General features: G+C 72.8%; 10 protein-coding genes. 5 read left to right on the forward strand and 5 right to left on the reverse strand.

Translation table 11 applies throughout. From position 1 onward, the window contains the following. Window positions 1-15: 15 nt before the first annotated feature. From ABD976_RS12830 to ABD976_RS12840, 3 genes are all read right to left on the reverse strand, one after another. Entirely contained in the window at window positions 16-1,392 is a 1,377-nt protein-coding gene (locus ABD976_RS12830) for an FAD-binding oxidoreductase (protein ID WP_345362390.1), read from the reverse strand. Window positions 1,393-1,531: 139 nt separating this feature from the next. After that, window positions 1,532-2,467, reverse strand: coding sequence for an adenylate/guanylate cyclase domain-containing protein (locus ABD976_RS12835; protein ID WP_345362393.1), 936 nt, complete (start codon window positions 2,465-2,467; stop codon window positions 1,532-1,534). A gap of 22 nt (window positions 2,468-2,489) precedes the next feature. After that, window positions 2,490-2,942 (reverse strand): universal stress protein, encoded by a 453-nt coding sequence (locus ABD976_RS12840; RefSeq protein WP_345362396.1) that lies wholly within the window; start codon window positions 2,940-2,942, stop codon window positions 2,490-2,492. 294 nt (window positions 2,943-3,236) lie between these two features. Here ABD976_RS12840 and ABD976_RS12845 point away from each other — a divergent pair, with 294 nt between their 5' ends. Then, window positions 3,237-4,640: an amino acid permease gene (locus ABD976_RS12845; protein WP_345362581.1), complete on the forward strand. Its 1,404-nt coding sequence runs from the start codon at window positions 3,237-3,239 to the stop codon at window positions 4,638-4,640. Between the two features lie 172 nt (window positions 4,641-4,812). Next, a complete protein-coding gene (coaA, locus tag ABD976_RS12850) occupies window positions 4,813-5,739 on the forward strand; it encodes a type I pantothenate kinase (protein ID WP_345362399.1) in 927 nt (308 codons plus the stop codon). Window positions 5,740-6,057: 318 nt separating this feature from the next. Here coaA and ABD976_RS12855 read toward each other — a convergent pair whose 3' ends face one another. Continuing rightward, on the reverse strand, window positions 6,058-7,683 hold the full coding sequence (locus ABD976_RS12855) for a PucR family transcriptional regulator (protein WP_345362402.1): 1,626 nt from the start codon (window positions 7,681-7,683) through the stop codon (window positions 6,058-6,060). A 147-nt stretch (window positions 7,684-7,830) separates the two neighbouring features. Here ABD976_RS12855 and pruA point away from each other — a divergent pair, with 147 nt between their 5' ends. The 3 genes from pruA to ABD976_RS12870 all read left to right on the forward strand — a co-directional run bounded on the left by pruA (window position 7,831) and on the right by ABD976_RS12870 (window position 11,234). Next, window positions 7,831-9,459: an L-glutamate gamma-semialdehyde dehydrogenase gene (gene pruA / locus ABD976_RS12860; protein WP_345362584.1), complete on the forward strand. Its 1,629-nt coding sequence runs from the start codon at window positions 7,831-7,833 to the stop codon at window positions 9,457-9,459. An 87-nt stretch (window positions 9,460-9,546) separates the two neighbouring features. Continuing rightward, complete coding sequence (locus ABD976_RS12865) at window positions 9,547-10,476, forward strand: proline dehydrogenase family protein (protein ID WP_345362405.1); 930 nt, start codon at window positions 9,547-9,549, stop codon at window positions 10,474-10,476. Window positions 10,477-10,550: 74 nt separating this feature from the next. Beyond that, window positions 10,551-11,234, forward strand: a complete 684-nt coding sequence (locus ABD976_RS12870) for a Pr6Pr family membrane protein (protein WP_345362408.1) — start codon at window positions 10,551-10,553, stop codon at window positions 11,232-11,234. Here ABD976_RS12870 and ABD976_RS12875 read toward each other — a convergent pair. Next, a complete protein-coding gene (locus ABD976_RS12875) occupies window positions 11,185-12,798 on the reverse strand; it encodes a hypothetical protein (protein ID WP_345362411.1) in 1,614 nt (537 codons plus the stop codon). The two genes, ABD976_RS12870 and ABD976_RS12875, sit on opposite strands and share 50 nt — an antisense overlap. Window positions 12,799-12,895: the final 97 nt, after the last annotated feature.

Raw genomic sequence — 12,895 nt, forward strand, 5'->3', positions numbered from 1 at the left:
AGCGGTCCTCCTTCCTCACTTCTCCCCCACGCACTTCTCGTACAGCCCGGGCAGTCGCCCGTCGGGGTCGTAGCGCTCCTTGAGCCGCTGGTGCGCGGGCCGGTTGTAGAGCTCCCAGAACTCCTCCCGCGGGTAGTAGGAGTCGGAGTACAACGACTTGTGCCCGTCGAGGTCCCGCACGACGCGTTCGATGGCGCGGTTGTACCGGCCCGGGCGCTCACCCGGCTCCAGCCCGACGGCCGACCAGAACCCGACGTTGACGTAGAGGGTGTCGGGGTCCATCGGGTACAGCGGCCACCCGGCGCGGTCGCGCAGCCGCACCGGGCACAGCCACACCGGGCTGATCCCGATCTCGCGGTGGAAGAACTCCAGGAACTCGGGCAGCCGGTCCACCGGGATCTCGACGTCCTGGATCACCGGTTCGTTGACCCCGCGACCGCGCAGCACCGCGAGCCGGTCGGTCAGCCCGTGCCGCCGGTCGAACGCGACGATCCGGCGGTAGGCGTCGGAGCGGCGGTAGCGGCGCGGCCAGAGCCGCCGCACCAGCGGGTGCTGGGCGCCGAACGCGCGGGAGCACCAGAACCAGTCGGTGTCCCAGCGCCAGAGGAAGTCCCGGACGGTGAGGTAGTCGGCGCGCCGCCGCTGGATCGAGCGGTAGTAGACCTGCTGGCCGGTGTAGTCGCTGGTGTAGGGCGCCTCGTCGGTGCAGGTGCCGAGGGTGAGGTACTGCTCGGTGCCGGTGAACACCGTGCCGTCGAGGAAGTCGACCCGCTCGCCGTCGAACGCCCGGTCGCGGCAGATCCGGGCGAGCACGTCGGCGCACTCCTGGGCGGAGCCGAAGCGCAGGTGCCGCAGCCGCACGTACGGGTGCACCCGTTCGAGCTCGATCTCCAGCCGCAGCGCGTAGCCGAGCGTGCCGTAGGAGTTGGGGAACCCGCGGAACAGGTCGGCGTGCTCGTTGTCCGGGCGGGCGCGGACGACCTCGCCGGAGCCGGTGAGCACTTCGAGCTCGCGCACCGACTCGTGCGGGAGCCCGTTGCGGAACGAGCTGGCCTCGATGCCCAGCCCGGCGACGGCCCCGCCGAGCGTGATGGTCTTGAGCTGCGGCACCACCAGCGGCACGTACCCGGCGGGCAGCAGCGCGTCCACGATGGACTCGTAGGTCGCCATGCCCTGCACCTGGGCGCGGCCGGTGCCGCGGTCGACGTCGAGGACGCGGTCGAACCGCCCGACGTCGAGCCCGGCGCCCTCCGGCGCGCGGAACCGGAACAGGTTCGAGGTGGGTTTGGCGAGCCGCACCCCGGCCCCGGCGGGCAGCCGGGAGTACTCGGCGGTCAGCGCCGCCACGTCGTCGGTGTGGCGGCCTTCGGCCACGGTTCCCGGATCGGCCATGTCCTGACTCTATGGCGGGTCGCCGACCCGGGCATCCCGCTGGAGCGCCCATCGGCCTCCGGCAATCAACGCAAAATCAATTCACATTCCCGGCCCGCGCCGCCCGCCGCCGATCGATGCGCGCAGCGCGCGAGCTCCATCACACCGCCCGCCGCAGCGCCCACGCGCGCAACCCGCGGAAGCCCTGCACCTTGGTCGGGCCCACGGAGATCAGCCGGTAGTCCGGGTGGTCCCGCAGCGCCTCCGCCAGCTCCCGGTCGACCAGCACCGACGCCGGACGCGCCACCGAGGTCAGCCTGCTGGCGATGTTCACCGTGGAACCGTAGACGTCGCCGAACCGGGCCAGCACCGAGCCCTGCGCCAACCCGATGCGCAGCGGGGGCAGCCGGTCGCTGCGCCCGATCCGCTCGTTGAGCGTCAGCGCGATCTCCGCCGCCTCCTCCGCCGCGTCGGTCACGAACAGCACCTCGTCGCCGACGGTCTTGACGATCCGGCCGCGGTTCTCCGCCACCACGCTGGTCGCCAGCTCCTCGAAGCCGTCGATCAGCCGGGCCAGCTCCAGCTCGGTGAAATCCCGGATCAGCCGGGTGTAGCCGACGATGTCGGCGAAGCCGATCACCTGCACCCGCTCGTCGGCCCCCGCGTCGCGCTCGGTGAGCTCCCGGCTCGCGGTGGCGGCCAGGTGCCTGCGCCAGACGTAGCCCTGCAACCGCTCCATCACCGGCATGATCGCCTCCGCGACCTGCGCGGTGGTGTCCAGGTCGACGGCGAAGCGCTCCCCCAGCACCGAGCGGAAGATGCCGATCTGCCACTCCGCCAGCCGGGACATGGTCTGCGCCAGCGACCGCGCCACCGCCGTCTCCAGCTCCGGGGAGATGACCTGCGCCGACACCAGCTGCACCAGCGACCGCAGGGCCGCCACGTCGGCGTCGGTGAACACCACCGCGTCGTCCTCGACGTGCGCGAAGCCCATCGCCTGCCACAACCGCTCGGCGCGGTCGAGCCGGACGCCGGTGGCCTCGGCGACCTCGGACTTGGTGTAGCGGGCCACGCCGCCGAGCAGGACCCGCTCCACCTCGGACCCGTGGAGCTCGGCGCTATCGCGTGGTTCGTACGACGAGCACATCGCAGTCCGCTCGCCGGGACACGTCCGAGGGCACCGAACCGAGGATGCGGCCCTTCAGGCTGTTGAGCCCGCGGCTGCCGATCACCAGCAGGTCGGCGCCGTGCCGCTCGGCGGCCTCCAGCAGCACCGGGACGGGCGCACCGACCGCCGCCGCGGTCTCGACCCGTTCGGCCCGCGCCGACCGCGCCACGTCGGCGGCCTCCCGCAAGGTGTCCTCGGCCGGGGCCGAGCCGATCACCTGGAACGCCTCGTCGCCGAGCTCGTCCTGGGCCTGCTCGATCTCCCGCCGGTCGCTCGGGTAGTAGGCGCAGACGATCAGCAGCCGGGCCGACGCGTCGCGGGCCACCTCGGCGGCCCGGCTCACCGCGCGCAGGGACGGCGGCGAGCCGTCCGTGCCGACCACGACGGTGCGGTAACTGGCCATCGAACTCCCTCTTCCGGCGGGACGCACGGCGCGTGCTCCGACGTGAACACTAACGATCGGGGCGCGCCCCGGTCACGCATCGTTCCCGCACCGACGCCCGTTGTGCGCCCGCACAACGGTTCCGCCGCACCGTCGGACACCCCCACAACCTCGCGATCGGCCATTCGGCGTACGTTTCGGCGCGACATGGTGCGGAACACCACGGAGCGAGACGTGTCACGTCCGCGCCGGGCTTCCGCGGCACGAGCACGACGAGGGAGCGCTGTGAGCACCGACCTCCAGCCCGGACGCGGCATGTTCCGCCGCAAACCGATCGAGCAGATCACCGAGGAGACCAGCGGGTTGCAGCGCTCGCTGGGGCTGTGGCAGCTCACCGCGATCGGCGTCGGCGGCATCATCGGAGCGGGCATCTTCTCGCTGGCGGGCACCGTGGCCAACGAGAAGGCCGGGCCCGCCGTGCTGCTGTCGTTCCTGATCGCCGGGATCGCCAGCGCCGCCGCGGCGTTCTCCTACGCGGAGTTCGCCGGGATGATCCCGAAGGCGGGATCGGCCTACACCTACGGTTACGCCGTGCTCGGCGAGGTCGTCGGCTGGCTGATCGGCTGGGACCTGCTGCTGGAGTACACCGCGATCGCCGCGGTGGTGGCCATCAGCATCTCCGGCTACTTCAACGAGCTGCTCGGCTTCCTCGGCCTGGACCTGCCGCTGTGGATGATGGGCGCCCCCGGCACCGAGAACGGCGCCGCGCCGGCGGGCAGCTACAAGATCAACCTGTTCGCCGCGCTGCTGTGCCTGTTCATGGCGTTCGTGCTCAACCAGGGCATGAAGAACGCCGCGCGGTTCGAGACCATGCTGGTCTACCTCAAGGTCGGCGTGGTGCTGCTGATCATCGTGGTCGGCGCCTTCCACATCAACACCGGCAACTGGGACCCGTTCCTGCCCTACGGCGTCGGCGGCGCGTTCACCGGGGCGGCGACCGTGTTCTTCGCCGTGTTCGGCTACGACGCCATGAGCACCGCGGCCGAGGAGTCCAAGGACGCCCAGAAGCACATGCCGAAGGCCATCATCTACTCGCTGGTCATCGCGATGGTGCTCTACGTGCTGGCGTGCCTGGTGCTGACCGGCATGATCCCCTACCAGGAGATCAGCTCGGAGAGCGCGTTCGCGACCGCCTTCACCGACGTGGGGCTGCCCGCCCTGGGCGCGGTGATCGCCGTCGGCGCGATCCTGGGCATCCTCACCGTGATGTTCACCTTCATGCTCGGTGTCACGCGGGTGGGCTACGCGATGAGCCGGGACGGGCTGCTGCCCCGGTGGTTCGCCAAGACCCACCCGGTGCGCAAGGTCCCGTCGCGCGTCACCTGGGTGATCGGCGCGGCGTCGGCGGTCATGGCGGGGCTGCTGCCGATCGGGGAGGCCGCCGAGCTGACCAACATCGGCATCCTGCTCGCCTTCGTCGTGGTCTGCGTCGCGGTGATCGTGCTGCGCTACCGGCGCCCGGACCTGCCGCGCGGCTTCAAGTGCCCGGGGATGCCGGTGGTGCCGATCATCGGCATCGTGTTCTCGCTCTGGCTGGTGACCTTCCTCAACCCGCAGACCTGGCTGCGCTTCGGGCTCTGGTTCCTCATCGGCCTGGCGATCTACGCCCTCTACGGCTACCGCAAGTCCGCCCTGAACCGCCCCGGCGACCAGGGCTGAACCCCCGCCCGGCGGCGCGGTGCGCTCCGGCGCCCGCGCCGCCGGGCCGAGGCGCGATCGATCAAGGGTGTCGAACGGGTCTCAGCGTGCAGTGCATCACAGCGTTCCCGCTGCCGAGCGGCTTATGGTGGCGGCGAAGTTGCTTCCGGGCCTCAACGCCGAGGGGTGCCTGATGACGCGCGTCCGCGAGCTCAGCCCGTACGTGGAACTCCACCGCGAACAGTGGCGGGAACTGCGCAACGCCATGCCGCTGCCGCTGACCGAGGACGAGCTGGTCGCCCTCCGCGGGCTCGGGGAGCCGGTGGACCTGGCCGAGGTCGCCGACGTCTACCTGCCGCTGTCCCGGCTGATCAACCTCCAGGTCGCGGCCCGCCAGCGGTTGCACGAGACCACCACGACGTTCCTCGGCGAGGAGCGCCCCAAGGTGCCGTTCGTGATCGGCATCGCGGGCAGCGTCGCGGTCGGCAAGTCCACCACCTCCCGCATCCTGCGGGCGCTGCTGGCCCGCTGGCCCGACCACCCCAGCGTCGACCTGGTCACCACCGACGGCTTCCTGCACCCCAAGGCCGAGCTGGTGCGGCGCGGCCTGATGCACCGCAAGGGCTTCCCGGAGAGCTACGACCGGCGGGCGCTGCTGCGCTTCGTCACCGAGGTGAAGTCCGGCGAGCCGGTCGCGTCCGCACCGGTGTACTCGCACGTCGCCTACGACATCGTGCCCGGGGAGCGGCAGGTGGTCCGGCAGCCGGACATCCTGCTGGTCGAGGGCCTCAACGTGCTGCAACCCGGACCGAGCCTGGCGGTCTCGGACCTGTTCGACTTCTCGATCTACGTCGACGCGCACACCGACCACATCGCCCGCTGGTACGTGGACCGCTTCCTGGCGCTGCGCGGCACGGCGTTCGCCGATCCGGAGTCGCACTTCCACCACTTCTCCCAGCTCTCCGACGAGGAGGCCCGGGCCGAGGCGCACCACCTGTGGAAGACGATCAACGAGCCGAACCTGGTGGACAACATCCTGCCCACCCGACCGCGCGCCACCCTCGTCTTGCGCAAGGACGCCGACCACGCCATCAACCGGGTACGCCTCCGCAAGTTGTGACCGTTTCCGGGGCGAGGGATTCAGGCTCGCCTTGCTTGGCGGTGCGGGTGGCGGAACCTCAGCGGCCACCGGCACCAACCGGATCACCTGGGGGACCTCGCACCACGCGCACCGAACCACCGCCAGGCAAGCGGCGCAGCCGCTTCCGCCTTGCCCCACGCTCGCAGCTTGCACCGCCGCGGGTTCTCAGCGGTCTTCTCGCGAGGACAGCGCCGACGCCGTGTACGTCGTTGGTACATCAGGAGGCGATCCCGCAGCGAGAAGGCCGCTGAGGTTCCGCCACCCGCACCGCCCCGCAAAAGAAGACCAGACACAACCCTAACGACCGCGGCGGGCGGCTAGTAGCTGCAACTGCGCGTTGAGCCGTTCGGTGGGGTCGGACAGGTCGATCCCGGTGATCTCGGCGGCGCGCTTGACCCGGTAGCGCAGCGTGTTCGGGTGCACGTGCAGGCGCTGGGCGGCGCCGCGCACGTCGCCGAAGTGCTCCAGGTACGCCAGCAGCGAGGGGGCGAGCCCCGCGCCGTGCTCGGCGTCGTGCCGGTGCAGGGCCGCCAGCCGGGAATCGCGGAACCGCTCGTCGCCGTGCAGCACGGTGAGCAGCTCGCTGATCACCACCCGCGCCCGGACGTCGGCGATGGTGGCGATCCCGCCGCCGAGGTCCTGCGCCATCGCCTCCAGCACCCGGTCGGCCTCGGTGCGGGAGTCGGCGACCTCGTCCAGCGTGGGCACCGCCGAGCCCACCCCGGCCTGCACCTGGGCGCGCAGGTGCTGCCGGGCCGCTCCGGCGATCTCCTGCGCCAGGGCCAGCGCGGCGGAGGCGCCGGAGCGCTCCGGGAGGTCGGGCAGCAGCACGTGCACCCGCGGGCCGGTCGTGGTGACCAGCGCGCTGCGCCGGTAGGCGGCGGCGTGCACCGAGATCAGGCTGCTCAGCTCGGCCAGTTCCAGCTCGCGCTCGGAGCGGTCCGCACCGGCGTGCTCCGGGTCCGGGCGCAGCGCGAACACCACCACGACGGCGGGCTTGGCCGGGTCGGCGCCGATGTTCGCCGCCACCGAGCGGGCGTCGACGCGCCCGTCGAGCAGCCCGGCGAGCAGGTTCTCCCGGAACCGCGGTCCGGCGTGGGCCTCGGTGCGCTGCCGGACCAGGTGCAGCGCGGCGACGCGGGCCGCGCCGAGCAGCGCCCGGTCGGAGTCGTCCGACAGCGGGCGCCTGCCCTCCTGCACCCAGATGGTGCCGAGCGGCTGGCTGCCCGCGTGGATGCCGATCGCCTTGCGCCGCCGGATGCCCAGGTCCGGCCGCTCCTCGATGCGCACCACCTCCTCGCCGGCCCGCAGCCGCTGGTAGACGCCCCAGTCGCGGAGCTTGGCGAGGTAGGACTCCGGGCCCTGGCGCCCGAGGATGGACAGCCTGCGCAGCTCGTCCACCTCGTCGTCGGAGCGCGAGTAGGCCAGCACCCGGTTGGCGGTGTCCTCGATGGTGACGGTGCCGTCGGTCATCGCCGCGACCGTCTGGGCCAGCGAGAACAGGTCGCCCAGCGCCTCGCCGAGGTCGGCGTCCCCGGTCAGCCGCGCGTTGTCCACGGCGGTGCGGGCGAAGGACTCCAGCTGCTCCCAGCGGACCTCCGGCCGGACCCCGAGCAGCGCGATCCCGGCGTCGATGGCGGTGTCGCGCAGCGCGCGGGCGTCCTGCTCGGCGCCGACCTTGACCGCCACCGCGACCGCCCCGTCCCGCGCCGCCGCCCGCACCAGGGGCATCGCCGCCCGCCCCCGGGCGCCGATGACCAGCGCGAAGTCCCCGGCGCGGGCCGCGACCTCCTCCTCCGGGTCGACGAGGACCACGTCGCGCACCTCGGCGTCGAACCCGCCGGGCGCGGCCAGCACGTCCACCAGCGGTTCCCCCACCGCGTTGAGCAGTTGGCGCAGCGGCACCCCGGCGATCTCGCGCACGTCCACCTCGGCTTGTCCGGCAGCACAATCGGATGGCGGCAACGATAGCCGAGCGGACAAATCGGCGACCGCCGCGAACTCCTAATCTCCTAGTAACGAACCTCACGGCTCCTGCGCGGGGCCGGCTTCGAAGGGAGGCGAATGGCCGTGGACGCCATCACGTCAGTACCGGTGCCGGCGAACGAACCGGTCCAGGGCTACGCGCCGGGCTCGCCGGAGCGGGAGTCGCTGCAGAAGCGGATCGCCGAGCTGGAGTCCGAGCGCATCGAGCTGACCCAGACCATCGCCGGCGAGCAGCGGATGGCCGGGGGCGAGCGCTTCGACGTCGTGCAGCCGCACGACCACGCGCACGTGCTGGGCACCAGCGCGCAGGCCACCCGCGCCGACGTCGCCGACGCGGTGCGGGCGGCCAAGGACGCCGCCGCGGAGTGGGCCGCGACCCCGTTCGACGAGCGGGCGGCGGTGCTGCTGCGCGCCGCCGACCTGATCTCCGGGCCGTGGCGCGACACCATCAACGGCGCCACCATCCTCGGCCAGTCCAAGTCGGTGCAGCAGGCCGAGATCGACGCGGCCTGCGAGTTCATCGACTTCCTGCGCTTCAACGTGCACTACGCGCGGCGGATCATGGCCGAGCAGCCCAACTCGGTGCCCGGGGAGTGGAACCGGATGGACTGGCGCCCGCTGGACGGGTTCGTCACCGCCATCACCCCGTTCAACTTCACCGCGATCGCGGGCAACCTGCCCACCGCCCCGGCGCTGATGGGCAACACGGTGATCTGGAAGCCGACCCCCTCGCAGCAGTTCGCCGCGCACCACACCATGCGGGCGTTCGAGGCCGCCGGGATGCCGCCGGGCGTGATCAACCTGGTCACCGGCGACGGGCAGGCGGTCAGCGAGGTCGCGCTGACCGATCCCGACTTCGCGGGGCTGCACTTCACCGGCTCCACCGCCACCTTCAAGAAGCTGTGGCGGACCATCGGCGAGCACCTCGACGACTACCGCAGCTACCCGCGCATCGTCGGGGAGACCGGCGGCAAGGACTTCATCGTCGTGCACCCGTCGGCCGACCCGGCGCCGCTGGCCACCGCGTTCGCGCGCGGCGCGTTCGAGTTCCAGGGCCAGAAGTGCTCGGCGGCCTCCCGCGCCTACGTCCCCCGGTCGATCTGGGAGGGCGGCCTCCGCGAGGAGCTGGTGGAGCTGACCCGCGCCATCAGCTACGGCGACGTCACCGACTTCAGCCACTTCGGCGGTGCGGTGATCGACGCCCGCGCGTTCGCCAAGCACCAGGCCGCGCTGGAGCGGGCCGCCGCGACGCCGTCGCTGGAGGTGCTGGTCGGCGGTGGCTGCGACGACTCCACCGGCTACTTCGTGGAGCCGACGGTGCTGGTCGGCACCGACCCGACCGACGAGGCGTTCACCACCGAGTACTTCGGTCCGATCCTGGCCGTGCACGTCTACGACGACGACCGCTACGCCGAGATCCTGGAGGTGGTCGACTCCTCCAGCCCGTACGCGCTGACCGGCGCGGTGTTCGCCACCGACCGGGCCGCGGTGGAGCATGCGCACCGGGTGCTGCGGCACGCGGCGGGCAACTTCTACGTCAACGACAAGCCCACCGGTTCGATCGTGTCCCGCCAGCCCTTCGGCGGCAGCCGGGCCTCCGGCACCAACGACAAGGCCGGGTCGCTGCTCAACATCCAGCGGTGGACCAGCCCGCGGGCGATCAAGGAGACCTTCGTCGCCCCGGTCTCGCACACCTACCCGCACATGGGCTGAACCGGCGCGCCCGCGCGACGGGCACCGGTCCCCCGGGTGCCCGTCGCGCCCCGCCCGCACCGCAGATCACTCCCGAAGGAGAGCGCCATGCTCCGCAGCAGCATGCTCGCCGCCGCCCGGTCCCGCGGCGTGCGCCGGCTCGTCGAGGCCAACCCGCTGACCGGCAAGGTCGTCGAGCGCTTCGTCGTCGGCACCGGCGCCGAGGACGCGGTGCGGGCGGTCCGCCGGCTCGGCGCCGACGACCGGCTCGTCACCCTCGACCACCTGGGCGAGGACACCTCGGACACCGAGCAGGCGGCGACCACGGTGCGGGCCTACCGGCACCTGCTGCGGCTGCTGGGCGAGGAGGGGCTCGCCGACCGCGCCGAGGTGTCGGTGAAGCTCTCGGCGGTCGGCCAGTTCCTGCCCGCGGACGGCGAGAAGGTGGCGCTGGACGGGGCCCGGCGGATCTGCGAGGCCGCCGCCGCGGCGGGCACCACCGTGACGCTGGACATGGAGGACCACACCACCACGGACTCCACCCTCGGCATCCTGCGCGACCTGCGGGTGGACTTCCCGTGGGTGGGCGCGGTGCTGCAGGCCTACCTGCACCGCACCGAGCAGGACTGCCGGGACCTCGCGGGCGAGGGCTCGCGGGTGCGGCTGTGCAAGGGCGCCTACGCCGAGCCCGCCTCGGTGGCCTTCCAGCGCAAGGAGGACGTGGACCGCTCCTACGTGCGCTGCCTGAAGGTGCTGATGGACGGCGCGGGCTACCCGATGGTGGCCACCCACGACCCGCGGATGGTGGCGTTGGCGGCCGAGCTGGCGGCGCGGGCCGGGCGCCGACCGGACGACCACGAGTACCAGATGCTCTACGGCATCCGGGACGCCGAGCAGCGGCGGCTGGCGGCCGAGGGGAGCCGGATGCGGGTCTACGTCGCCTACGGCGAGGAGTGGTACGGCTACTTCATGCGGCGGCTCGCCGAGCGCCCGGCCAACCTCGGCTTCTTCCTGCGCTCGCTGGTCTCGTCGAGCTGATCATGGCCCGTCCGGGGTCGCCGTTCCCCTACACTGGGTAGCGAATATTCTTCGCATTCCCTGGGGGAACACCCGTGCTCCGAGCGCTCGCCGTGCTGTTCCGGCTGGCCATCGCCGTCATCGCCGTCGTCGGCATCGTGCTGACCGTCGGCGACGGCAGCTTCAGCGGCTCGCTGGTCTACTTCACCGTGCAGAGCAACGTGCTGCTCGCGGCGGCCTTCGCCTGGTCGGCGGTGGCCTCGGCGCTCGGCCGCGGCCACCTGCCCCCGGCGCTCAAGGGTGCGGTGACCGTCTACATCCTGATCACCGGCCTGGTGTTCAACCTGGTGCTGGTGGACACCGCGGCCGACGAGTTCGCCCCGGCCCACGTCCAGCCCGCCTCGGAGCAGCTCGGCAGCGACCTGCTGCACAGCGTCACCCCGGTGCTCGCGGCGCTGGACTGGCTGCTGTTCGCCGCGCACCGCAGGCTGCGCTGGTCGCACGCCGCGCTCTGGCTGGTCTACCCGTTCGGCTACCTGGCGTTCGCGATGATCCGGGGCGGCTTCGTCGACGGGCCGGACCGCTACCCCTACCCGTTCATCGACGTGGACGCGCTCGGCTACGACGGCCTGCTGCTCAACGTGGTCGTCTACGCGGTGGCGTTCTGGCTGCTCGGCAGCGCGCTGGTGCTGCTCGACCGGCTGCTGCCCGGCGGCCGCTCCGCACCGGCTACGCCGCGGCCGACCGCCGACGAACGTGCAGGTTCACCAGCGCCGTGAGGCCGAAGGCGCAGCCGAACGCGGCCAGCATCGCCACCGCCATGCCCACCTTGTCCGTCGCGATGAACGGCGGGACGAACGCGGGCAGGTAGGCGGTCGCCTCGGAACCGGACAGCCCGACCAGCGCACCGCCGAGCCCGGCGCTGAGCAGCGCCCCGGCGAAGACCCGCTTGTCGGCGAACAGGAACGGGTAGGACGCCTCGACGAAGGTGCCGAAGCCGAAGTTCACCACCGCCCCGGAGGCGGCCAGCGCGCGTTCCCCGCCGGTGCGCGGCAGCACCGCGTTGGCCAGCGTGACGCCCAGGCTGACCATCACCAGCGCCACCATGTCGATCGCGCCGAAGAAGCTGTGCCCCTTCTCGCCCATCTCGACCAGGACCAGCGGCAGGATCACCGCGTGGTAGACGCCACCGATGATGGCCGGCCACATCGCCAGCCCGGCGACGGCCCCGGCCAGCAGCGGGTTGAACGCCACCAGGGCCTCGATCCCGGTCTTGACCCCGGCGCCGAGGGCGTCGGTCACCGGGGCGAGCGCGCCGTGCACCACCAGCCCGCCGACCAGCCCGGCCAGCCCCCCGCTGACGATGTTGGCGGTGGTGGCCGGGAAGCGGCGCGCCAGCGTCCAGCCGAGCAGGGCCGCGGCGAGCACCCCGGCCAGCACGCCGCCGACCAGTCCGCCCAGCACGCCGCCGGGCACCGCGAGCACCCCCGCCACGACCCCGGCGACCAGCCCGACCTCGTCGAGCCCGGAGACCCGGCGGGCGGCGACGGCGGCCACCACCACCGGCAGGCCGTCCATCAGGGTGTCGAAGACCGGGCCGAGGAAGTCCATCCCGGGGATCTTGCTGACGGCCAGCACCAGGGCCAGCGCGATGAAGGCCGGGATGCTGCCGACCATGATCCCGCGCGGGCTGATCCGCCGCCACGGGCTGCCCGCCGCCGCGGCGGTGGCGCTGCCGATCGACGGGCGGTACTTCAGCCCCCAGTGGCGGGCCAGCCCGGCGGCGTAGGAGACCGCGCGGGTGGCGCTGGTGGTCCCGGTGGTGCCGGAGGCGGCGACGAGGTCCAGGCCCAGCGCCCGCGCCCCGGCCAGCGAGGTGCCCCCGGTGCCGCCCGCGGGCAGGCCGGCATCGGCGGCGGCCCGCACGGTCAGGTGGTTGATGTCGTCGGGATCGGCGCTGACCAGCACGATCCCGTCCACCTCGCCGCTCCGGACCGCCTCGGCGAGCTGCCCGTCGCGTTCCCGGGCGGCGGCGTTCACCGCCGCCAGCGGGCCCCGCTCCACGACCGCGGGGGCACCGTCGCGGAGCGCCCACAGCGCCGCCGGGGCGTCCTCGGCGATGCCGTCCATCGACCCCTCGGCGGCGACGAACTGGATCGCGGCGAGTTCGACGCCCGCGGCGGCGAGCTGGCGCCGGATGTCGCCGAGCAGCGCCGCCGGATCGTCCCCGCCGTGGCTGTGCAGGTTGCCGCCGCTGCTGCCGAGGACCGCGACGCGCTTGGTCCGCGGCCGCGCGGCGCCTGCCGCGGCGTCGCCGGACGCCGGGTGGGTGGGCTCGGACATCGGACTCCCCTGGCTGCGACGGCACCGCGGTCCGCGGCGCGGGGCATCCTAGCAACGCACTAGCCCGATCGAGTGAGACCGAGTCCGACCCCGCAGC

The organism is Saccharopolyspora cebuensis (assembly GCF_039542665.1).
In the GTDB taxonomy this organism is placed as follows: Bacteria; Actinomycetota; Actinomycetes; order Mycobacteriales; family Pseudonocardiaceae; genus Saccharopolyspora; species Saccharopolyspora cebuensis.